This window comes from Streptomyces sp. NPDC001157 (assembly GCF_053598255.1).
The window spans coordinates 25318-46445 of the sequence record NZ_JBSFJW010000036.1; the positions used below are offsets into that span (position 1 = coordinate 25318).

General features: G+C 71.5%; 20 protein-coding genes and 1 pseudogene. 12 read left to right on the forward strand and 9 right to left on the reverse strand.

Annotated elements, in window-relative coordinates; all coding sequences use genetic code 11:
- Positions 1-178: 178 nt before the first annotated feature.
- The 4 genes from ACWDAG_RS39145 to ACWDAG_RS39160 all read left to right on the forward strand — a co-directional run bounded on the left by ACWDAG_RS39145 (position 179) and on the right by ACWDAG_RS39160 (position 3524).
- Positions 179-859 carry a response regulator transcription factor gene (locus tag ACWDAG_RS39145; RefSeq protein ID WP_450700317.1) on the forward strand — a complete coding sequence of 227 codons (681 nt, stop codon included), beginning with the start codon at positions 179-181 and terminating at the stop codon, positions 857-859.
- 44 nt (positions 860-903) lie between these two features.
- Entirely contained in the window at positions 904-2394 is a 1491-nt protein-coding gene (locus tag ACWDAG_RS39150; protein WP_450700363.1) for a sensor histidine kinase, read from the forward strand.
- Positions 2391-2903 (forward strand): GerMN domain-containing protein, encoded by a 513-nt coding sequence (locus tag ACWDAG_RS39155; protein ID WP_450700318.1) that lies wholly within the window; start codon positions 2391-2393, stop codon positions 2901-2903. The genes ACWDAG_RS39150 and ACWDAG_RS39155 overlap by 4 nt, the downstream gene beginning before the upstream one ends.
- Positions 2904-2993: 90 nt before the next feature.
- Complete coding sequence (locus ACWDAG_RS39160) at positions 2994-3524, forward strand: MarR family winged helix-turn-helix transcriptional regulator (RefSeq protein ID WP_450700319.1); 531 nt, start codon at positions 2994-2996, stop codon at positions 3522-3524.
- A gap of 13 nt (positions 3525-3537) precedes the next feature.
- Here ACWDAG_RS39160 and ACWDAG_RS39165 read toward each other — a convergent pair.
- Positions 3538-4727 (reverse strand): annotated as a pseudogene (locus tag ACWDAG_RS39165) (MFS transporter).
- A 60-nt stretch (positions 4728-4787) separates the two neighbouring features.
- Here ACWDAG_RS39165 and ACWDAG_RS39170 point away from each other — a divergent pair.
- The 4 genes from ACWDAG_RS39170 (at position 4788) to ACWDAG_RS39185 (ending at position 8875) form a co-directional block, all read left to right on the forward strand.
- Entirely contained in the window at positions 4788-5591 is an 804-nt protein-coding gene (locus ACWDAG_RS39170; RefSeq protein WP_450700320.1) for an AraC family transcriptional regulator, read from the forward strand.
- 31 nt (positions 5592-5622) lie between these two features.
- Positions 5623-6000: a DoxX family protein gene (locus tag ACWDAG_RS39175; protein WP_450700321.1), complete on the forward strand. Its 378-nt coding sequence runs from the start codon at positions 5623-5625 to the stop codon at positions 5998-6000.
- Positions 6001-6468, forward strand: a complete 468-nt coding sequence (locus tag ACWDAG_RS39180) for a peroxiredoxin (protein WP_450700322.1) — start codon at positions 6001-6003, stop codon at positions 6466-6468.
- A 64-nt stretch (positions 6469-6532) separates the two neighbouring features.
- Positions 6533-8875: a SpoIIE family protein phosphatase gene (locus ACWDAG_RS39185; protein WP_450700364.1), complete on the forward strand. Its 2343-nt coding sequence runs from the start codon at positions 6533-6535 to the stop codon at positions 8873-8875.
- On the opposite strand, the gene ACWDAG_RS39190 is transcribed toward ACWDAG_RS39185, so the two are convergent.
- From ACWDAG_RS39190 to ACWDAG_RS39205, 4 genes are all read right to left on the reverse strand, one after another.
- Positions 8876-9310, reverse strand: a complete 435-nt coding sequence (locus ACWDAG_RS39190) for a cupin domain-containing protein (RefSeq protein ID WP_450700323.1) — start codon at positions 9308-9310, stop codon at positions 8876-8878.
- A 94-nt stretch (positions 9311-9404) separates the two neighbouring features.
- Positions 9405-10415 carry a non-homologous end-joining DNA ligase gene (gene ligD / locus ACWDAG_RS39195; RefSeq protein ID WP_450700324.1) on the reverse strand — a complete coding sequence of 337 codons (1011 nt, stop codon included), beginning with the start codon at positions 10413-10415 and terminating at the stop codon, positions 9405-9407.
- 6 nt (positions 10416-10421) lie between these two features.
- Entirely contained in the window at positions 10422-11033 is a 612-nt protein-coding gene (locus tag ACWDAG_RS39200; RefSeq protein ID WP_450700325.1) for a DNA polymerase ligase N-terminal domain-containing protein, read from the reverse strand.
- A gap of 56 nt (positions 11034-11089) precedes the next feature.
- A complete protein-coding gene (locus tag ACWDAG_RS39205) occupies positions 11090-11920 on the reverse strand; it encodes an aldo/keto reductase (protein ID WP_450700326.1) in 831 nt (276 codons plus the stop codon).
- Between the two features lie 79 nt (positions 11921-11999).
- On the opposite strand from ACWDAG_RS39205, the gene ACWDAG_RS39210 reads away from it, so the two are divergent.
- Positions 12000-13082 carry a LacI family DNA-binding transcriptional regulator gene (locus tag ACWDAG_RS39210; RefSeq protein ID WP_450700327.1) on the forward strand — a complete coding sequence of 361 codons (1083 nt, stop codon included), beginning with the start codon at positions 12000-12002 and terminating at the stop codon, positions 13080-13082.
- Here the strand turns inward: ACWDAG_RS39210 and ACWDAG_RS39215 are convergent.
- Genes ACWDAG_RS39215 through ACWDAG_RS39230 form a run of 4 tightly spaced genes read right to left on the reverse strand, consistent with a single transcriptional unit; the run spans position 13045 to position 17652 of the window.
- Positions 13045-14427 carry a glycoside hydrolase family 32 protein gene (locus ACWDAG_RS39215; RefSeq protein ID WP_450700328.1) on the reverse strand — a complete coding sequence of 461 codons (1383 nt, stop codon included), beginning with the start codon at positions 14425-14427 and terminating at the stop codon, positions 13045-13047. The genes ACWDAG_RS39210 and ACWDAG_RS39215 overlap by 38 nt on opposite strands.
- Entirely contained in the window at positions 14424-15278 is an 855-nt protein-coding gene (locus ACWDAG_RS39220) for a carbohydrate ABC transporter permease (RefSeq protein WP_450700329.1), read from the reverse strand. The genes ACWDAG_RS39215 and ACWDAG_RS39220 overlap by 4 nt, the downstream gene beginning before the upstream one ends.
- A gap of 14 nt (positions 15279-15292) precedes the next feature.
- Positions 15293-16246: a carbohydrate ABC transporter permease gene (locus ACWDAG_RS39225; protein ID WP_450700330.1), complete on the reverse strand. Its 954-nt coding sequence runs from the start codon at positions 16244-16246 to the stop codon at positions 15293-15295.
- Complete coding sequence (locus tag ACWDAG_RS39230; RefSeq protein WP_450700331.1) at positions 16243-17652, reverse strand: extracellular solute-binding protein; 1410 nt, start codon at positions 17650-17652, stop codon at positions 16243-16245. Before ACWDAG_RS39230 ends, ACWDAG_RS39225 begins: the two co-directional genes overlap by 4 nt.
- 169 nt (positions 17653-17821) lie before the next feature.
- Between ACWDAG_RS39230 and ACWDAG_RS39235 the strand changes: the two genes are divergently transcribed.
- The 3 genes from ACWDAG_RS39235 (at position 17822) to ACWDAG_RS39245 (ending at position 21125) form a co-directional block, all read left to right on the forward strand.
- A complete protein-coding gene (locus ACWDAG_RS39235; protein ID WP_450700332.1) occupies positions 17822-19369 on the forward strand; it encodes a glycoside hydrolase family 32 protein in 1548 nt (515 codons plus the stop codon).
- 83 nt (positions 19370-19452) lie between these two features.
- On the forward strand, positions 19453-20004 hold the full coding sequence (locus tag ACWDAG_RS39240; RefSeq protein WP_450700333.1) for a HEAT repeat domain-containing protein: 552 nt from the start codon (positions 19453-19455) through the stop codon (positions 20002-20004).
- Positions 20005-20150: 146 nt separating this feature from the next.
- On the forward strand, positions 20151-21125 hold the full coding sequence (locus ACWDAG_RS39245; protein ID WP_450700334.1) for a TauD/TfdA dioxygenase family protein: 975 nt from the start codon (positions 20151-20153) through the stop codon (positions 21123-21125).
- Positions 21126-21128: the final 3 nt, after the last annotated feature.

Sequence of the window (21128 nt, forward strand, 5' to 3'; positions counted from 1 at the left end):
CGGCGATGGGACGAGCGAGTTGCTTTGTGCGCGGTCATGGTCGTTCAGGTTGTGATCGATATGTGATCGGACCTGGCCCGAGCGATAACGAAAAGGTAACGCCCTCTCGGCTGCGGGCGCATATGATCATCCCGTAACAGAAGCCCGGTCGGCCGGGGGAGATACCGATACTGAGGCCATGCCGCGAGTTCTGCTGATCGAAGACGACCGTGCCGTGCGGGAGGGCGTCGCCCTCGCCCTGCGCCGTCAGGGGCACGAGGTCGCCACCGCCGTGACGGGTGAGGAGGGGCTGGAGCTGGTGCGATCCTTCCGGCCCGATGTCGTGGTGCTGGACCTGATGCTGCCCGGCATGCCCGGACTGGACGTGTGCCGCGCGCTGCGCGCTCTCGACCAGACGCTGCCGATCATCATGGCCACCGCGCGGGGCGACGACGAGGACATCGTCGTAGGACTGGAGGCCGGAGCCGACGACTACGTCGTCAAGCCCGTGCAGGCCCGGGTGCTGGAGGCGCGGATCCGTGCCGTGCTGCGCCGGGTGGCCGGCGCACCCGGCGACGGCGGCATACCCAAGCTCGACCGCTACGGGGACCTGACCGTCGACCGGGCCGGTTTCTCGGTGACCCTGAGGGGGACGCCGGTGGCGCTCGCCGCCTCCGAACTGCGGCTCCTGATGACCCTGTCCGCCTCACCCGGCCAGGTGTTCAGCCGGCAGCAACTCCTGGAAGCGGTCTGGGAACACAGCTACCACGCGGACGCGCGCCTGGTGGACGCCTGCGTCAAACGGCTGCGCGCCAAGATGGGCGAACCCCGCTACATCGAGACGGTGCGCGGCTTCGGCTACCGGTTCGCCTCCCTGTGACGCGCACGCCCAAGGCCCCACGCGCGTTGGCGGAGCGCTTCAGGGTGCCCCAACTGCGCGGTCTGCGCACCCGGTTGGTCGTCGCGTTCGCGCTCGTGGCCGCGCTCACCGCGACGACCACCGGAGCCCTGAGCTTCCGCGAGGCCCGCACAGGTCTGCTCCAGCAGAGCCAGGACGCGGTGATCGCCCAGCTGCGCGCCCAGGCGAACCGGCTCGCCCCCGAGGTCGTCGTGCCGCCGACCGAGTCCGAACTGCGGCGGTTCGCGGTCGACATGGCCGCGACCGATCCCTCCGGGACCTGGCGCGTCATGGCCACCTACCGCGATCTGAGCGCGACGTCCTTGGCGGGCGACCGGTTCGAGGAACTCACACCGGCTCTGCGCAAGGCGGTCGACACCAGACTGGCCACCGTCTTCCAGCGGGTGGCCAGCGGCGACCACACCGCACTCGTCGTCGGCATGTCGGTCACCTTCGCCTCAGGCGTGGGCGACTCGGGCCTCCAGGTCTTCCTGATCGTGGCGCAGACCAAGGAAAAGGCGCACGTCGATGCCCTGGTCACCGCCATCGAACGGGCCACCGTGCCCGCCCTGGTGCTGGCCGTGCTGCTGGCCCTGCTCGCCGCGCGCGGGGTGCTCAGGCCGGTGCGGGCGCTGCGCGGCGCCACCCGCAGCATCGCCGAGGGACGGCTGGACACCCGGCTCGCCGTCGACGGCTCCGACGAACTCGCCGATCTGTCGCACACGTTCAACGAAACGGCCGCCGCCCTGGAGGCGTCGGTGGCCGAACTGCGCGGCATGGAGGCCCGGGCCCGCCGGTTCGCCGCGGATGTCTCGCACGAACTGCGCACCCCGCTGGCCGCCATGTCCGCGGTCACCGACGTCCTCGACGAGGAGGCCGCCCGCCTCGACCCGGACACCGCCACCGCGGTCCGGCTGATCAGTGAGGAGACCGTGAAGTTGGCCCGTCTGGTGGACGATCTGATGGAGATCTCCCGCTTCGACGCGGGCGCCGCAGTGCTGCACCTGGACGAGATCGACCTCGCCGAGTCGCTGCGCCGCACCCTCGCCGCCCGTGGCTGGACCGGCCTGGTGGAGACCGAGTTGCCGCCGCCCGACGCACTGCGCGGGCGCGTCGACCCCCGCCGCCTCGACGTCGTCGTGGCGAACCTGGTCGGCAATGCCCTGCGGCACGGCGCCCGCCCTGTCCTGTTGCGTCTGACCGAGGCGGGACGGACCGGGGCAGAGCGACTGGCGGTCATCGAGGTACTGGACAGCGGGCCGGGCATCCCCGACGCCGTGCTGCCCCATGTCTTCGAGCGCTTCTACAAGTCGGACGCCGCCCGCACCCGCACCGAGGGCAGCGGCCTGGGTCTTGCGATCACCGCCGAGAACGTCCGCGTGCACGGCGGCAGAGTGCTCGCCGCGAACCGGCCGGAGGGCGGTGCCGTCTTCACCGTCGAACTCCCGCTGCACAATGAGCAGTCGCAGCAGGGGCAGGCCGACGGCGACGCATCGGCACGAGGGGGCAGGCCATGAGAGCCGGCCGCCGAGCCGCCTTCCTGATGTGGCTCTTGATGCTGGGCGCGCTCACCTCCTGCGGCATTCCCACGACCGGAGTGGTGGAGGCAGGCGAGCCCGCGAGCGGGGTCGGGCCGACGATGCGGGTCTACTTCGTGCACGACGGTGCCCTGCGGGGCGTGGACCGCAGGATCGCCGGCCTGATCGATCCCGAGTCCGCCGTACGGGTGCTGTTGAAGGGGCCGACCCGGGAGGAACAGGCCGCTGGCCTGTACACGGTGCTGCCGCCGGAGGCGTCCCTGATGTCCCGTGTGACCGTGACCTCCCGCGAAGGCCGCGTGACCATCCGGCTGTCGGCCGGTTCGGACTCGGGTGACCTCGCCGCGGCACAGCTCATCTGCACGACCGTCGCGGCACAACGCGTCATCGCCCCGGGGGCCGACCTGCAGCCGGTGACCGTCACCGGGCCGGACGGACTCGACGTCCGGGCAACGGGAACACAATGCCCCGACGGCCCCGGGGCGTAGTGCGGTCGGCGTCCTGCGGCCCCGGTACGCAGGGAGAACACCCCCCCCGTTGATTACTTGAGTTACGCAACAAACGGTAAAGTGGATCGCATGTCCACTCCACCGCTCCCCGAGATCCCCGACACCCCCGCCTCGGACGAAGTGATCGAGATCGAGCGTGCGCTCACCCGCATCACCTACCTGAGCACGCGCGCCCGGTGGCACGACCGGCTGATGGCCCTGGCCGGTGTTCCGCTGGACCGGGCGGCCGTGGCGCTGCTGCGGCACGTCGCCGATTCGGAGCCGCTGCGCCCGGGGGAGCTGGCCGCCCGGCTGGGAGTGGAGGCGTCCCACGTCACCCGTACCGTGCAGCAGCTGCAGAAGTCCGGCCATGTCACCCGCGTGCCGGACCCCGATGACCGGCGCGCCCAGCGCATCGAGCTGACCGAGGCCGGGCAGCAGGCCATCGACCGCATCCGTGACGCCGGTTCGCGGGGCATGCAGGTGGCCCTGTCCCATTGGGAGCCGGAGGAGCTGCGGCAGCTGGCCACCCTCTTCCACCGCATGGTCGACGACTTCCTCGCCGCCGCCGTCGAGGTGGAGGCACAGGAGCAGACGACCGCGCCGGCGGGTACCGCCTGAGCCGACGCCGTCCTCACGTCGAGGGCGCGCGGGGGCGCCGACGAGGCGGCCGCACGGCCGCCGGCTCCACCGCCGCAGCGGGCTCCCGCAGACCGCACAGCAGCAGCCGGCCCAGGCCGGGCAGCACGATCAGCGGGACCAGGGCGGTCCGCAGGGAGGTGGCGTCGGCCAGCGCCCCCAGGGCCGGGGCGGCGAGTCCGCCGACGCTCACCGTCAGCCCCAGCGTGACCCCGCTCGCCGTGCCCGGCCGCCGTGGCAGGAAGTCCTGGCCGAGGGTGATGTGCAGCGCGAAGGGGACGTACAGGCCGGCCGAGGTGAGCGCCACGAACAGATGGACCGCCGGGCCGGGAACCAGGATCACGCCCGCCACGGCCAGGACGGTCAGGGCGTACGACCGGCGCACCACCGCGACCCGCCCGAACCGGTCGGCGAGCCGACCCCCGGCCACCGTGCCCAGCGCACCGCCCCCGTACAGCACGAACAACGCCACCGTGCCGGCCGCCTCCCCGCCGCCCGTCCGATGGCGGACGTAGAGCGAGACGAAGGCACTGAGCCCGACGAAGACGATCGAGCGGCACACGATGGCACCGGAGAGCCGCAGGAACGAGGCCCAGTCGTCGCGGCCGCCGGATGCGGTCGTACACAGGACCGCGCCGCGGCTTCCCGATGAACGCACCGCGGCCGCGCACAGCGCAGTCCCCGCCACCGCCGGTACGACCAGCAGGGGAGAGGCGCTCAGGCCCCCGGTGGCGACGACGGCCGTGACAAGCAGCGGTGCGGCCGCGAAGCCGAGGTTGCCGCCGAGGGAGAACCAGCCCATCGCGGTGTTGCTGCCACCCGCGGCGGCGCGGGCCGCCCGGCGGCCTCCGGATGGTAGGCGGCGACGCCGATCCCGGACACGGCGACCGCCGTGAGCGTCAGCGCGTACGAGTCGCCGACCCCGCACACGGCCACACCGGCGCCCCCGGCCAGCGTGCCGGCCGGCAGCAGCCACGGCATCGTCCACCGGTCGGTGAGCACCCCGAACAGCGGCTGCACCACGGAAGACAGCAAAGATGCGGCCAGGACGACGCCCGAGGCGGCGGCGTAGCTGTAGGCGCGCTCCGAGACGAAGCACGGCACGAGCGCCGCCACTGCCCCCTGGTACACGTCGACACAGGCGTGCCCCAGGGAGAGCAGGGTGATGGGCGCGTTGCGATGCATGGACACCCTGCGATCGTCCCGGGAGCGGCGATCGGCTCGCTTTCGACAATCTGCCTTCTTGTGTCGAACATCCGCCACTCGCACAAGGCGCCCACCCGGGCCCGGAGCCTGGCCGCCGGAGAGCGCATCGACGCACACCGGCACGACGAGCACCAGATCGTCTACGCGGGCTCCGGCGTCCTCGCCGTCACCACCGACGCCGGCACCTGGTTCGCCCCCGGCACTCGCGCCATCTGGGTCCCCGCGGGCACCGTCCACTCCCACCGCGCCCACGGCCACCTCGACCTGCATCTGGTGGGCCTGCCCGCCGACGACAACCCCCTCGGCCTGGACGCCCCGACCGTCCTCGCGGTCAGCCCGCTGCTGCGCGAACTGATCCTCACCTACACCCGCGGCCCCGGTGACGACACCCCCGAACGCGGCCGCCTGCTCGCCGTCCTGCGCGACCAGCTGCGCGCCTCTCCCCAGCAGCCGATGCGCCTGCCCACCCCCACCGAGCCCCGGCTGGCCGCCGTCTGTGCGATCGTCCACACGAACCCCGCCGACCCGCGCACCCTGGCCGCCCTCGGCGCGGCCACCGGGGCCGCCGAACGCACCCTCAGCCGGCTCTTCCGCCGCGAGTTCGGCATGACCTTCCCGCAGTGGCGCACCCAGTCCCGCCTCTACCACGCCCTGCGCATGCTGGCCGACGGCACCCCCGTCACGAGCGTCGCCCACCACTGCGGCTGGTCCTCCACCAGCGCCTTCATCGACGTCTTCCGCCGCTCGTTCGGCCACACCCCGGGAACCCACGACCGTCGCACGCAGGGCCCGACTTCCGGACCGGGCCCGGCCGCCGGAACCACCCCCTCTACCCTCGGGTAACATCCGGCAGCAGGTCATCAGAGGAGGAACCGTGCCACGGTCCGAACGCTCGCCCCTGCTGCTCGCCGGCCTGCTGGCCGCCGCGGGTGTCGCCCACTTCGCCTCGCCGCGCCAGTTCGACGAGACCATCCCCGAGGCCCTGCCGGGCAGGCCCAGGACATGGACGTACGCCAGCGGCGCCGCCGAACTGGCCCTCGCGGCGGGCATCGCACTGCCCCGCACCCGCAAGCCCGCGGCCCTCGCCGCCGCCGCGTTCTTCGTCGGCGTGTTCCCCGCCAACGTGAAGATGGCCGTCGACTGGCGGCACCGCCCCACCCCGCAGAAGGCCGCGGCCATCGGGCGGCTGCCGTTGCAGGTGCCCCTCGTGCTGTGGGCCCGCAGCGTCGCGAAGAACGGGGAGGGCCGGTAGGTGAGCGAGCGTGTGAACGTCGGCGACAAGATCGACGACTTCGAACTGCCGGACGAGACCGGCACCACCCGCACCCTGTCCGAGCTGCTCGCCGACGGACCCATCGTGCTGTTCTTCTATCCCGCCGCGCTCACCGCGGGCTGCACCGCGGAGGCCTGCCACTTCCGTGACCTGGCCGCCGAGTTCGCGGCCGTCGGCGCCCGGCCCGTGGGCATCAGCGGTGACTCCGTCGAGAAACAGCAGGAGTTCACCGGCCGCCACAACCTCGGCATGCCGCTGCTGTCCGACACCGACGGCACCATCCGCGAGCGGTTCGGCGTCAAGCGCGGTTTCACCCTGGCCCCCACCAAGCGGGTCACCTTCGTCATAGCGGAGGACCGCACCGTCCTGGAGATCGTCCGCAGCGAGCTGCGCATGAACACCCACGCCGACCGGGCCCTCGCCGCCCTGCGCGACCGGCAGAAGTGACCGCCGCGAGACGGAGGGCCCGCCCGGCCCTCCGTCTCGGTTGAAGCACTGCGACAAAAGAACCATCCTGAACTCTATGGAGCACGCCCCCGCTGCGGCGATCGTCGATGCCCGGGGCATCGTGACCGGGTGGAGCGAAGGTGCCCGGAGGCTGACGGGATACCCCGCCGAGGAGGCCGTGGGCCGCGCGGTGCGGGACCTGCTCGCCGAGGAGCCGCCGTCCGCGGCCGTGGCGGCCCTGACCGGCACGGTCGTCCTGCGCCACCACGACGGCTCGCCCGTCGTACTCGCCCTCAGGGCGACCGCTGTGCTCGGCGGGGACGGCGAACCGGACGGCTACATCATCACGGCCGAGCCGCCCGGCGAGTCGACCCTGGCCGGCCACGCCTTCGAACAGGCCTCCATGTCGATGTCCGTCTTCGACACCCGCCAGCGCTATCTGCGCGTCAACGGCGTGGCCTGCCGGGTGATGGGGGTATCGGAGGACGCCCTCCTCGGGCGCTTCTTCTCCGACACCGTGGAGGACGCGGTGCACAGCAGCGGCTTCCTGGCCAAGTTGCGCCAGGTGGCCGAGACGGGCCGGCCGGCCCGGTACGAGAGCTACACCGGCGCGCCCGCCCTGAACCGGGAGCATGCCTGGACCACCGAGATGTGGCCCGTGCGGGACGCCTCGGGCGAGGTGAGCGCGGTCGCCCTGGCCGCTTTCGACAGCAGCAACCAGTACTGGGCCCGCGAGCGTCTGGCGCTGCTGAACGAGGCGGCGGCCTCCATCGGCACGACGCTGGACGTGGTCCGCACCGCCGAGGAACTCGTCGAACTGCTGGTGCCCCGCTACGCCGACTTCGCCAGCGTCGACCTGCTCGACTGGGTCCTCGGCGCGGAGGAGCACCCCGTGTTGCCGGAGACGGACATCGTGCTGCGCCGCGTCGCCCACGGCTCGGTCACCGAGGGCACACCCGAAGCCGCCGTGCATGTGGGCGACACCGACTTCTACCCGTCGTTCTCGCCGCCCGCGAAGGCACTGCGCACCGGGCGGGCCGTCCTCAGCCATGCGGGTGAGCAGGAATTCGTGCGCTGGGTCGCCGAGCGCAATGCGCGAGCCCCCGGGGGCCGCCCCCACCGCAAGGGCGTGCACTCGATGCTCGCCGTACCGCTGCGGGCCCGCGGCACCACCCTGGGCGTCGCGGTCGCCGTCCGCATCGCCAATCCGGACGACTACGGCGACGACGACGCCGTTCTCGCCGAGGAACTCGCCAGCCGCGCCGCCGTCTGCATCGACAACGCCCGCCGCTTCTGCCGCGAACGCACCACCGCACTGGCCCTGCAGAACAGCCTGCTGCCGAAAGGTCTGCCCGGACAGGCGGCGGTCGAGGTGGCCCACCGCTATCTGCCCTCCGATTCACTGGTCGGCATCGGCGGCGACTGGTTCGACGTGATCCCGCTCTCCGGCAGCCGCGTCGCCCTGGTCGTCGGCGACGTGGTGGGGCACGGCATCGCCTCCTCGGCCACCATGGGCCGCCTCTGCACCGCCGTACGCACCCTCGCGGACGTGGACCTGCCGCCGGACGAACTCCTCACCCACCTGGACGACCTGGTCACCCACCTGGCGTCGGACGACGGTGACGAGGTCGCGGAGCTCGGCGCCACCTGCCTCTACGCCGTCTACGACCCCGTCTCGCGCCGCCTCGACCTCGCCGCGGCCGGCCATCCACCGCCCGCCGTGCTGCTGCCCGACGGCACCGCGAGCCTCGTCCCCATGACGGCGGGACCCCCGCTCGGCGTCGGCGGCCTGCCCTTCGAGGCGACGCAGCTGGAACTGCCCGAGGGCGCCGTGGTCGCCCTGTACACGGACGGCCTGATCGAGGACCGAGACCGCGACGTCGACCACGCGACGGCCGAACTGTGCCGCGCACTGACCGCCCGCGCCGACACCCTCGACACCCTGTGCGACACGGTCCTCAAGGCCGTGCTGCCGGAGGAGCCCAGTGACGACGTGGCGCTGCTGCTGGCCCGCACCCGGGCGCTGGGCGAGGACCGGGTCGCCACCTGGGACATCACCTCCGATCCGGAACGCGTGGCCGCGGCCCGCCAGGCGGCCACCGAGCAGCTGACCGCCTGGGGCCTGGACGAGGCCGCCTTCGTCACCGAACTGGTCGTCAGCGAACTGGTCACCAACGCGATCCGGTACGGCGCGCCCCCCGTCCAGCTGCGGCTGATCCGCGACCGCAGCCTCATCTGCGAGGTCTCCGACGGCAGTTCCACCTCACCGCATCTGCGCCGGGCGCACGCCTTCGACGAGGGCGGCCGCGGACTGCTGCTGGTCGCCCAGCTCACTCAGCGCTGGGGCAGCCGCCAGACGGGCCGGGGGAAGACCATCTGGGCCGAACAGACCCTGCCCCCGGTCTGATCACTGGAAGGAGCAGCCGGGGTTGGGAGCGTCCTCGGAGAACGGCGCGCCGTGCGGCAGCACATAGAGCACGTCGAGGACGACATCGGTGTCGCCGAGGTTGCGGCCGATGTGCACATGGTCGGATCCCGCAGGCTCCTGCACGAAGCTGCCCTTGGGGTACACGCCGTCGGAGGCGCAGTCGGAGTCGAAGTGGCTGAGCGTGCCCTCCTTCACCACGGCGTACAGGGGGCCGTCGTGGTAGTGCCAGCCGGTGGCCTGGCCGCGCGGGATCGTTATCTCCCGCACGGTGTAGTCGGTGCTCCCGACCGTCCATTGACCGATGAGCCGGGCAGAGACGCCAGGTCCCGGCGGTGTGGCCTGCGCGGGCGCGCAGATGAGGACGGTAGCGGCGGTCACCGCTCCGGTGACCGCCGTACGCAGGGCAATGTTCATGGGGGGATCTCCTGGTGCAGAGAAGGATTGCCGCGGTGATCATACGAGACGCACAAAGCCAGTTGGAGCAATCCCTGGATCCGACCGGGCGCTCTCAGGCGCTCGGCCGCTCCCGCACGACGTCCTGCGGTTTCTTGTCGTCCCGCAGCCCCAGGAACCGCGGATGCCGCAGCAAGCCGTCCCGCGTCCACTCGGTGAAGTCGATCTGCGCGACCAGCTCCGGCCGCACCCACCTGGCGCCCGCCTGACGCACCCGGCCCTCGAACGGCGGGTCGGCCGCGCGCAGTCGGTCGAGCCGTTCCCGCAGCGAGAGCAGCGTGGAGCGGTCGAAGCCGGTGCCGACCTTGCCCGCGTACCGCAGCTTCCCGTGCTCCTGGTAGCCGAGGAGCAACGCCCCCAGGCCGCCCCGGCTGCCCGCCGGTTCGGTGAACCCTCCGACGACGAACTCCTGCCCCTGGGAGCACTTGAGCTTCAGCCAGTCCCTGGAGCGGCGCGGCTGGTAGTCACTGTCGGCCCGTTTGGCGATCAGGCCTTCCCAGCCGTGGGCGCAGGAGACGGCCAGCAGGTCGGCGCCGCCCTCGTTGCGGTGAGAGGTCAGCCGCAGCGGAGTGCGGTAGGTCAGGGCGCGGCGCAACAGGGACTTCCGAGTCCTGAGCGGCAGCCGGGTGAGGTCCGCGCCCTCCAGCGCGAGCAGGTCGAACACGTAGTAAGTCACCGCGACACCGCTCGCCTCGATGTCCCCTCGGCGGGTCAGACCCATGCGCTGCTGGAGCCGGGCGAAGTCGGTGCGGCCCCGGTTGAACGCGACGACCTCCCCGTCCACGGTGAAGTCCGTGCAGGACTGGGCGGCCAGCGCCGCCACGATCTCCGGATATGTGTCGTTCAGGCGACGTCCCGTCCGCGACAGCAGCGTGACCCGCTCGCCGTCCCGCACCGCCAGCAGCCGGATGCCGTCCAGCTTCCGTTCGAAGATCCACCCGCTGTCGAAGTCCCGCCGGTCACTGAGCGTCGCGAGCATCGGACGGGCGGCCGGCTCCGCGCCCGGGCGCCCCGTGCGCAGCAGCCCCTGCTGGTCGTCGGGGAGCGAGTCCAGCAGGCCGGACACCGCCGCTCACCGCTCCCCGGCAGCCGCCGTGACCTGGGCGAGGGTACGGCCGCTGTTGACGGAGCGGGCCCGCCGCGGATCCGGCGTCCCGTGCCCGTGGGCTCCTCCGCCCGCCTTCACCAGCAGCCAGGCCTCCTCGGTGTCCCCGTCCTTCCCGCCGCGGAAGCGGGTGAGGGCGTACTCGCCGTGCAACTTCGAACCCTTGAGGCGGAACCGGGCATGCCCGTGTTCGAGCGACTCCTCGAAGTCGACGGGCCGCCCCTTGCGGTCGTGGCTCAGCGGCTCATAGGTGCCGTGATCCCAGACGATCACGGTGCCGCCGCCGTACTCGCCCTGCGGAATCACGCCCTCGAACTCCTCGTACTCCAGCGGATGGTCCTCCGTGGGCACGGCGAGCCGCTTGTCCTGCGGATCGCCGGAGGGGCCCTTGGGGATCGACCACGACTTCAGTACGTCGCCGACCTGGAGCCGGAAGTCGAAGTGCATGGTGCCGGCGTCATGGATCTGCACGACGAAGCGGGGCTCCTCGCCCGAGGCGGCCGACCGCCCCTGCGGTTCCTTGGTCCGTCCGAAGTCGCGTTTGCCGCGATAGTCCCGCAGCCGGTCCTGTTCACCCACCTCCGGCTCCTTCCGTACGCCCTGCCTCGTGCGCCCCGAGTACCCGGCGGGGCGGCTCAGAACTCCTCGTGCACCTCTGGGTCCCCGCCGAGTCGCCGGTGGGCCCGGTCAGCGATCGCGCCGAGCTGGCCGGAGTCCAGTTCGAAGCCGAAGACGTCGAGGTTCGCCCGCTGCCGCTCGGGGTTCGAGGACTTCGGGATGGGCACCGCGCCCAGCTGGGTGTGCCAGCGCAGGACCACCTGGCCGGGCGTCACACCGAAGGTCTCGGCGATGCCGATGACGACGGGGTCGTCGAGCAGGCCCTTGCCGCGCCCGAGAGGAGTCCAGCTCTCGGTGCGAATGCCCTTGGCGGCGTGGAAGGCGCGCAGCTCCTCCTGCGGGAAGAACGGGTGGAGTTCGATCTGGTTGACGGACGGCAGCACCCCGGTCTCCTTCTCCAGCCGCTCGAGATGCTCAACGGTGAAGTTCGAGACGCCGATGGAACGGATCAGGCCCTCCTCCCGCAGTTTGATCATGGCCCGCCAGGAGTCGACGTATTTTCCGACCCGGGGGAGCGGCCAGTGGATCAGATACAGGTCGACGTAGTCCACGCCCAGCCGGCCGCGGGACTCCTCGAAGGAGGCCAGGGTCTCCTCGTAGCCGTGGTGCCGGCCCGGGAGCTTCGTCGTCACCACGACCTCCTCCCGGGGCACGCCGCTGCGGGCGACACCGCGCCCGACTCCGGACTCGTTCGAGTAGTTGGTGGCCGTGTCGACCAGGCGGTAGCCCATGCCGAGGGCCTCGGACACGGCCTGTTCCGCCTCCGCGTCGGGCATCGGCCAGGTGCCCAGGCCGAGAGCGGGGAGAGCCGTGCCGTCGTTGAGCGTGTGCGTGGGGACGCTGATCATCGTGGGACCTTTCCCTCGACTGTGCCGTACCTACAGCGTCACGGATAGGGTGAGCTGTGATCAACCGGACGGGTGGGGGATGAGGGCAGCACACGGGATGGGCCGCACCGAGGACACGGGACAGGCGGGATCCGGACGTCCCACGTCACGCGACGTCGCCCGGCTCGCCGGTGTGTCGCACACCGCCGTCTCCTTCGTGTTCAACGGCCGCGCCGAAGGCAACCTCTCGCCCGCCACCCAGGAACGCATCCGCCGGGCCGCCGCCCAGCTCGGCTACCGCCCCGACCCCGTCGCCCGCGGCCTGCGCCGCCGCCGTACCGCCGTGATCGGCCTGGTCACCGACGAGATCGCCTCCTCGCCCTTCGCCGGCCGGCTGCTGCGCGGCGCCATGGAGACCGCCTGGGACAGCGAACACCTCGTACTGACCGTCGACTCCGGCGGCGACCAGGCCAAGGAGGACGCGGCCGTCGCCGAACTCCTCGACCGCCGCGTCGACGGCATCATCTACGCCGCCATGTCGCTGCGCCGGGTCCGCGTCCCCGAGGGCCTGCACCGCACCCACTCCGTCCTCGCCAACTGCCTGCCCGAGGACGACTCCCTGCCCGCCGTCATCCCGGCCGAGCGCGCCGGAGGCCGTACGGCGGCCCGGCTGCTGCTGCAGGAAGGCCACCGCACGGTCGCCATGATCGGCGGCCAGGACGACATCGCGTCGGTGGAGCGGCTGCGCGGGTTCCGGGACGCGCTGCGCGCCGAGGGGATCACCGTGCCCAAGGAGTGGGTCGTGCGCACCGGCGGCGAGATCTCCGGCGGGTACGAGGGCGCGCTGCGCATCCTCGACGGTGTCCCGGCCGACCGGCGCCCGACCGGTGTCTTCTGCTACAACGACCGGGTCGCGGCGGGCGTTCTGCACGCCGCGACCCGCCTCGGCATCGCCGTCCCCGGGGACCTCTCGGTGGTCGGCTACGACGACCAGGAGCACATGGCCGCGTTCCTCTCGCCGCCCCTGACCACGGTCGCGCTGCCGCACCGGGCGATGGGCGAGGCGGCCACCCGGCTGCTGCTGGACGTCATCGACACCGGACGGACGCCGCCCGCCACCGTGCGGCGCCTGGCCTGCCCGGTGATCACTCGTGCGTCGGTGGGACCAGCTCCCACCCGGTGACGGTGGCCGCGTGCCCCGCCACGACCAGCTCGCGCACATCGCCCGGGCGCAAGTAGACCCGCTCGGTGACGGTGACCCGGTCGTCGACGAACAGCTCGAGCAGTGAACCGTCGACCAGCATCCGCACCTGCCGGGCGGGCGCCCGGACCACGATCGGCGCGGACCCGTCGGGCCGGGTCCGCGGCCAGTCGCCGCGATCCAGCGTCACGGTGCCCTCGTCCGGGTCGAGCCGTACCGTCAGCCGTGCGCCGCCGGCCGACCACAGCAGACCCACGGTGGTCCGCCCGTGCACGGTGACGGTCAGGTCGTACGACTGCGGAAGCGCAACCCTGCCGGGTGCGGTGACGAACGGCTCGGCCGCGTGCAGGAGTTGAAGCTCCGGTGCCGGTACGACACACAGGGCGCCGTCCGGGTGGACGTCCACGACGCGCGGCGCGGTGAGCACCCCTGCCCAGCCGGCGCGCTCGACCTCGCTCTGCGCGCGGGCCTCCCAGGACCAACCCCACATCAGTGCCCGGTCCGGCTCCTGGAGCACGGCCGGCGCGTAGAAGTCCCGCCCGTGGTCGAGCCGTCCGCCGGTCCGTGCCTCGAAGCGCAATCCGCCTTCCCCGTACGGCTGCAGACGGCCCGTCAGATAGCCCGTGGCACACGGATCGCCGTCCCACAGCGACACCACGAGCACCCACTGTCCGCTCGCCGTCGCGTACAGCTGCGGGCACTCCCAGCCGACCGCCCGGTCCCCGAAGACCTCCGCCGCGACGGGGTCGTTGCCGTCGAGGAGGACCCCGGCGAAGCGCCAGTCGAGCAGGTCGTCGCAGTCGTACAGCAGGACCGACGGTGTTCCGTCCGCGTGCCCCGCGCCGACCAGCGCCCACCGCCGCCCGCCCTGGCGGAACACGAACGGGTCGCGGAACATCACCACGTCCGGATCGGCGGGCGGGCCGCTCACCACGGGTGTCGGCAGCGGCTTCCAGTCGGTCAGCGTCTCGTCGTCCGGCACCACCGCCCGCGCCAGACAGACGGTGCCGAGGCCGGTGTGGTGGCGGTCGACGCCGGTGTACACGGCGGTCGGCACACCGTCGTCGTCGACCACGCAACCGGACCAGCAGCCCGCCTCGTCCGGGCCGTCCGGCGTGGGAGTGAGGGCGATCGGGTGGTGCTCCCAGTGCGCGAGGTCGGGGCTGGAGACATGGCCCCAGTGGACGTTCGCGTGCTCCGGCGCGTCAGGGTTGTGCTGGTAGAAGAGGTGGTAGCGGTCCCGCAGACGGAACGGCCCGTTCGGGTCGTTGATCCAGCCGGCGGGCGGACGGACCCTGAAGCGCGGGGCGTTGGGGTCGAGGCTCAACGGTTGACTCCTGCGGACGTGATGCCCTCGCGCAGAGGGCGCTGGCCGACGACGAACACGGCGACGGCGGGGAGCATGGAGAGGACGACACCGGCGAGGACCACCGAGATGGAGCCGGTGCCCAGGTTGCCCTGGAGGGAGACCAGGCCCAGCGGCAGCGTGTAGTTCTGCCCGGAGGTCTCCAGGATCAGCGGCCGGAAGAACTCGTTCCAGTGGTAGTTGAAGGCCAGCACGCCGACGATGGCGAGGCCGGGCGCGGCCAGCGGTGCATACACCGAGCGGAAGATCCGCCAGGGCCCGGCACCGTCCAGCATGGCCGCCTCGCCCAGATCCCTGGGCATGCCCAGGAAGTACTGGCGCATCAGGAAGGTGCCGAACGCGGTCGGGAAGGCCGGAATGATCAGACCGAGCAGGGTGTCGGTCAGGCCCATCGACTTCAGCACCAGGAACACCGGCACGATGGTCACCTGCAGCGGCACCATCATCGTCGCAAGCACCAGCCCGAACAGGGGCTTCTTGAAACGGAATTCGAGGCGTGCGAACGCATACCCGGCAAGTCCCGCCGTGATCATCTGGCCGACCGCGATCAGCGCGGTCACCAGCGTCGAGTTCAGGGCGAGCAGCCACACGTCGATCTGGCCGAACACCCCGCGGTAGGCGTCAGCCGTCGGATGTGTCGGGATGATCTTCGGGGGCAGGTCGAAGGACTGGGCCGGGGTGCGCAGCGAGGTGGAGACGGTCCAGATGACCGGGCCGAGGGTCAGCAGCGCGCACACCGCCAGGGCGGTGATCCGTGCCCATGGCCCGAGGGAGTACCGGGCGCGGCTCAGGGACAGGCTTGCTTGGCTCATGGAGGTCACCCGGCTCACTGGTAGTGGACGAAACGCCGGCTGAGCCGGAACTGGAGGGCGGTCACCGCCATGATCAGCACGAACAGCAGCACGCCCACCGCGGACGCCTCACCGAAGCGCAGCTGCTCGAACGCGGTCTCGTAGATGACCATCACGACGGTGCGGGTGGAGTCGCCGGGCCCGCCGTTGGTCAGCACGTACGGCTGCTCGAAGACCTGCAGGGCGTTGATGACGCCGACCACGGTCGCCACCAGGAGCGTCGGCGACAGCAGCGGCAGCGTCACATGCAGGTGCTTGCGCAGACCGGTCGCACCGTCCAGGGAGGCGGCCTCGTGGACCTCCTTGGGGATGTTGTTGAGACCGCCGATGAACAGCAGGAACGAGAAGCCGAACTGCTGCCACACATAGACGACGATCACGGTCGCGAGTGCCGCGTGCTCCGAGGTCAGCCAGGGCACCGGCGAGATGCCGACCAGCCCGATCAGCCAGTTCACCACCCCGAAGTCCTGGTTGAACAGGTACTTCATCACCACGGAGATCGACGCGGCGGACAGCACCAGCGGGAAGAAGAACGCCGAGCGGAACACCGAGCGCAGCCACGTCGGCATCCGTCCGTTCAGGGTCAGCGCCAGTGCGAGGGCGATCAGGAGTTGCGCGGCGACCGCGAAGACCATGAACACGAGCGTGTTGAGGAAGGAGACCCGCACGGTCGAGTCGGTGAAGACCTCACGGTAGTTGGCCGCCCCCGCGAAGCTCGGCGAGTCGATCACGTTCCAGTGGAACAGGCTCAGTACCACCGAGCCGACGATCGGGACGACCGTGAACACGACGATGCCGACGATCGTGGGTGCGAGGAAGAGGGCGGCGAGCAGCCGGGTGCCACGGGTGCGCAGGGGCGAGGGCTGCGGCGGGGCGACGGCCGGCGTGGCGGCCCTCGGCCGTACGGCGGGGACCTGGGTGTTCGTCATGCGTCACGCTCCATGGCCTTCTCCAGGTCGCCCTGCATCCGGCGCAGTGCGGGGCGCACCGAGCGCGGTGAGGCGAGGGCGGTGCCGGTGTGCTTGAGCAGTACCTCGGTCACCTCGGCGACCTGCGGCGGGGCGGGGATCGGCCCGGTGTCGGGGAACTTGTCGAGGGTGTCGTAGAAGACCTGCCAGTGCTTCGGGCCGGTCTCCCGGTAGCGGGCGGCGGTCAGCATCGAGCGGCGCGCCGGGGTGGTCTGGTTGGTGTCGAACAGTCGCATCAGGGTGTCCCGGCGGGCGGCGTACTTGATGAACTCCCAGGCCTCGTCCTGCCTCTTGGAAGTGCGCAGCAGCGCGTAGCCCGCCGCGCCGAACTGGTGGCGCTGGGTGCGCCAGCGCGGGAAGTACTGCACGTCGAAGCCGTCCGCCTGCATCCCGGCGAGGTGCAGGCCGCCGGCCCAGAAGCCGCCCGCCGGTGTGACGCCGACGCGGCCGGTGGAGAACACGCCGACGAGGTTCTGGCCGTTACCGCCCTCGGGGCGGGTGCACAGGCCCTCCTGGATGAGGGAGGCGAGATAGTCGTACGCCTCCTCGACGCGCCCGGCGGTGGCCTGCGGGGTCGTCCAGCGGAAGCCGCCGCCGCGGCCCTGGCGCTGGGCAGCCGGGTAGAAGGAGTCCCACAGCCAGGCACCACCCGGCGCCTTGGACTCCGTGAGCAGATTGGTGCCGCCCGCGAACAGCCAGGGCACCACCCCGCCCCACAGCCGGTTGGTCCAGAAGTACGGCGTGAACTGCGAGCCGCTGGACTTCTTCATGGCCCGCAGCAACGCGGTGAAGTCGTCGCGGGTCCAGTCGGGAGCGGGGAAGTCCGCGCGCGCCCGTTCGAGCACCTGCCGGTTCAGATACATGTCGGCCGCGTTGAACTCCACGGGCAGCTGGTAGAGGTGCCCCTCGTACATCATCGACTCCACCAGCGAGGGATGGACGTCGGCGAAGTACTCCTTGAGTTCGGCCGCGTCCCGCTGCACCCAGCGGTCCAGAGGGACGCCGAGGCGCTGCGCGAACAGCTGCACGCCCTCGGTGGCGACGTAGACGAGGTCGGGCGCGGTGCCCGCCGCGATCTGGGTGAGGATCTTCGCGAAGAAGTCCGACCAGTCGACGGCCTGCACCGCGTTGATCCGCAGCTTGATGTCGGGGTGGACCTTCCGGAAGCCCTCGGTGAGGGTGCGGATGGCCTCCGGGCCATAGGCGGGGCCGAGGGTCGCGACGACGAGGGAGCCGTCGTTGCGACCGGGGATGTCGGCTCCGGTGAGCCGGTCCCAGTTCGCGGCGGTGCCTGCCAGCGCGGCTGCCCCCGCTCCGTAGGCCCCGTACCGCAGCAACATACGGCGGGTGACGAGCGAGTCGGTCATCCAACTTGCCTAACTCGTGTTAGATCAGGGTCGATGCCCCAGATGATGGGAAGCCCGCCACGGCCCTGTCAAGGCTCGTGCACCCCTTGACCTTTAACGAGTTAGGCCGCACAGTCCTGCACCACACGAGCCGCCGTTCTCCACTCGACGACGAGAGGAACGAAGAGTGATGCAAGGGATGTCCCGGAGAGCCCTGCTGACCGGCACCGCTGCCGGGGGAGCCGCCGTGCTGCTACCTGCAACGCGGGCCACCGCCAAACCCAGGGCGACCAGGGCGAGTTGCGCCAGCTACCGCGCCGCCTACCACTTCACAGTCCCCGACGCCTGGAAGAACGACCCCCAGCGCCCGGTCTGGATCGACGGCGAGTACCACTACTACTACCTCTACAACGCCGACTACCCCACCGGTCCGGCCGGCACGGCCTGGCGCCTGGCCACCACCTCCGACCTGGTCACCTTCACCGACCGCGGGGTCGCCGTGCCGAAGGACACCACTCCCAACGGCGACGTCTGGTCGGGCTCGGCGGTGGTGGACACGGACAACACGGCAGGCTTCGGCGCCGGCGCGGTGATCGTCATCGCCACGATGTCGCCCGGCGGCGGAACCGACCACCAGGCGCAGTTCCTGTACTACTCCACCGACGGCGGCCGCACCTTCACCAACCACGGCACCGGCCCGGTCCTCCCCAACCCCGGTGTCGCCGACTTCCGCGATCCCAAAGTGATCCGCGACGAGGACCGCGACAGGTGGGTGATGGCCCTCGCCGAGGGCATCAAGGTGGGCTTCTACCACTCCTCGGACCTCAAGTCCTGGACGTATGCAGGAGGATTCATCAAGGACGGGCTCGGCACGCTGGAATGTCCCGACCTGTTCCGGATCACGGCGGAGGACGGCACGGTGAAGTGGGTGCTGGGCGTCAGCGCCAACGGCAAGAGCTCGGGGCTGCCCAACACGTACGCGTACTGGACAGGTGCCTTCGACGGCAGCGCCTTCACGGCCGACGCCGCCGACCCGCAGTGGCTCGACCACGGCTGGGACTGGTACGGCGCCGTCACCTTCGAGAAGCGGAACAAAAACGGCACGCAAGATCCCGGCGCACGCTACGCGCTCGGCTGGCTGAACAACTGGGACTACGCGAACACCACACCCACCATCGACTGCGACGGCTTCAACGGCACCGACTCGATCGTCCGCGAGCTCACCCTGAAGCGTGACTCCGTCGGCACGTACTACCTGGCCTCCCGCCCCGTCGCCGCCCTCGACGCGTACGTCTCCCGCACGGTGAACCTGGGTGACCTGACCGTCCACGGCACCAAGGTTCTCGACTACACGGGCATCTCCTACGAGATCACCACGGAGATCACCTGGAACCAACTCACCGGCGCCGGGCTCCAGTTGCGCCGCTCACCCGACGGAGGGCGGCACATCGACGCCGGCATCTACAACGACTACGCCTTCCTCAACCGCCGCACCACCGTCAACCCCGACAGCTCCGGCAAGTGGCAGGAGAGCCACACCCCGTTCAGCCGTTCGGCGGGCGTGGTGAAGCTGCGCATCCTCGTGGACCGGACGTCCGTGGAGATGTACCTCGACGACGGCCGATACGTGCACTCCAGCGAGGTGTTCCCGTACCTGGTCGACACGGGCCTGGCCCTGTTCACCATCGACGGCACGGCGGTGTTCCGAAACACCGTCATACGGGAGTTCAACGTGTGACGACGGCCTCCCGCGCCGCGGAAAATCCCTTGGAGCCATGGCAGCAGGACGCGCAGGCTCGACGAGGGAGGAAGGGGGACGACATGCCGACGGCCGAAACCGTCGCCCTCGTCGACGCACTGGGCAGCGAGCCACGCCGGCCCGACGCCTTTCGCGAACTCCTGCGGCGCGGGACGGAAGCGGTGCCCTGCATCCGCCGAGGGCTGAGGCACCCGCTTCCCCGGGTGCGGGAGGAATGCTGCAGGCTGTTGGACCAACTGCTGGTGGCCGAGGCGATGGACGACCTGACCGCCATGCTCGACGACCCGGACGCCCGGGTACGGGTGGCGGCGCTCCACGCCCTGTCCTGCGACCGGTGCAAGCCGGACGCGGACGCCTGCCGCCCCGACCGTGCCGTGATCCAGCCGCGTGCGATCCGGATCCTGCACGACGACCCGGACCCCCAGGTCAGGGCCAGGGCGGCCGAGCTCGTCGGACTGTGGGTGCACAGCGCCCCGGAGGCCGTCGCCGCCCTGGTGCGTGCCCGCGACGAGGACCCCTCACCGGCGGTGCGCAAGAAGGCGGGCTGGTTCGCGCCCGGCGGCCCCGTCCACCGCCGCACGGAGCCGAAGCCCGCGCGTACATCGCGGGCCTGATCCGCAGGAGGCTTCACACGCCCGGCAGTTGGAACGGAGCAGCCTCACCGGGCGCGCCAGTCCGCGGACGTCCGTCGCATTCCCTGCAAAGATCGGATACGGCGACCGGCCGAGCGGAGCCGGTCCGGGCGATCAGCGGAGTACGCATGGCGACTGAGCGGGACACGGAGACGGGCGTCGAACGGGCCGCGGGCATCGAGGTCAAACCGGTGGCCGGGCACATCGGAGCCGAGATCAGGGGCGTCGACCTGGCCGGTGACCTGGACGACGCCGTGGTCGCCGCGATCCGCGCGGCGGTGCTGCGCTGGAAGGTGGTGTTCTTCCGCGGGCAGCGGCTGGACCACGCCGGGCACGTGGGGTTCGCGCGCCGGTTCGGCGAACCCGTCGTGCTGCGCAAGCGGGGCAGCGCCTCGCCGCCGGACTTCCCCGAGGTGGAGACCACCGCCGACCGGCTGGAGCTGGGCGGGAAGTTCGGCATGGAGCACGAGGAGTGGCTGCAGCGCCGTCGGCACAGTCTTCTGCGCGGCTGGCACTGCGACCACGGCGCCCGCATCGACCCGCCGGCCGCGACGATCCTGCGCGCCGAGACCGTCCCGCCGTACGGAGGCGACACGACGTGGTCGAACCTCGCGGCCGCGTACGCCGGACTGTCCGGGCCGGTACGGGAGTTCGTGGACGGGCTGCGCGCCGAGCACCGGCTCGGCGTCGGCTACCAGCCACGGCCCGGCGACGACGCCTACCTGCGGCACCTGCTGGACCATCAGGTCGCCTCCGTGCACCCGCTCGTGCGGGTGCACCCGGAGACGGGGGAGCGGGTCCTGTTCGTCAACGGCTACTACCTCGAGCAGATCACCGAGGTCTCCCGCCCGGAGAGCCGGGCGCTGCTGGACATGTTGCTGGAGCAGGCGGTACGGCCCGAGTACACGGTGCGGTTCCGCTGGGAGCCGGGCAGCGTGGCCTTCTGGGACAACCGGGCCACGATCCACCTCGCCCCCAGCGACAACGCCCACCTCGGCTTCCCCCGGATCATGCACCGGGTGATGCTCACGGGCGACATCCCCATCGGCGTGGACGGCAAGCCGTCGCAGCCGCTCGTCGGGACCGAACCCGGGCGCTGGTGAACG

Bases quoted from the DNA above. Each gene is read 5' to 3' on its own strand.
- ACWDAG_RS39190 (WP_450700323.1), bottom strand. From the start codon at position 9,310: ATGAACATTGCCCTGCGTACGGCGGTCACCGGAGCGGTGACCGCCGCT.
- ACWDAG_RS39235 (WP_450700332.1), top strand. From the start codon at position 17,822: ATGCAAGGGATGTCCCGGAGAGCCCTGCTGACCGGCACCGCTGCCGGG.
- ACWDAG_RS39155 (WP_450700318.1), top strand. From the start codon at position 2,391: ATGAGAGCCGGCCGCCGAGCCGCCTTCCTGATGTGGCTCTTGATGCTG.
- ACWDAG_RS39225 (WP_450700330.1), bottom strand. From the start codon at position 16,246: ATGACGAACACCCAGGTCCCCGCCGTACGGCCGAGGGCCGCCACGCCG.
- ACWDAG_RS39210 (WP_450700327.1), top strand. From the start codon at position 12,000: ATGAGGGCAGCACACGGGATGGGCCGCACCGAGGACACGGGACAGGCG.
- ACWDAG_RS39160 (WP_450700319.1), top strand. From the start codon at position 2,994: ATGTCCACTCCACCGCTCCCCGAGATCCCCGACACCCCCGCCTCGGAC.
- ACWDAG_RS39240 (WP_450700333.1), top strand. From the start codon at position 19,453: ATGCCGACGGCCGAAACCGTCGCCCTCGTCGACGCACTGGGCAGCGAG.
- ACWDAG_RS39145 (WP_450700317.1), top strand. From the start codon at position 179: ATGCCGCGAGTTCTGCTGATCGAAGACGACCGTGCCGTGCGGGAGGGC.
- ACWDAG_RS39220 (WP_450700329.1), bottom strand. From the start codon at position 15,278: ATGAGCCAAGCAAGCCTGTCCCTGAGCCGCGCCCGGTACTCCCTCGGG.
- ACWDAG_RS39205 (WP_450700326.1), bottom strand. From the start codon at position 11,920: ATGATCAGCGTCCCCACGCACACGCTCAACGACGGCACGGCTCTCCCC.
- ACWDAG_RS39230 (WP_450700331.1), bottom strand. From the start codon at position 17,652: ATGACCGACTCGCTCGTCACCCGCCGTATGTTGCTGCGGTACGGGGCC.
- ACWDAG_RS39245 (WP_450700334.1), top strand. From the start codon at position 20,151: ATGGCGACTGAGCGGGACACGGAGACGGGCGTCGAACGGGCCGCGGGC.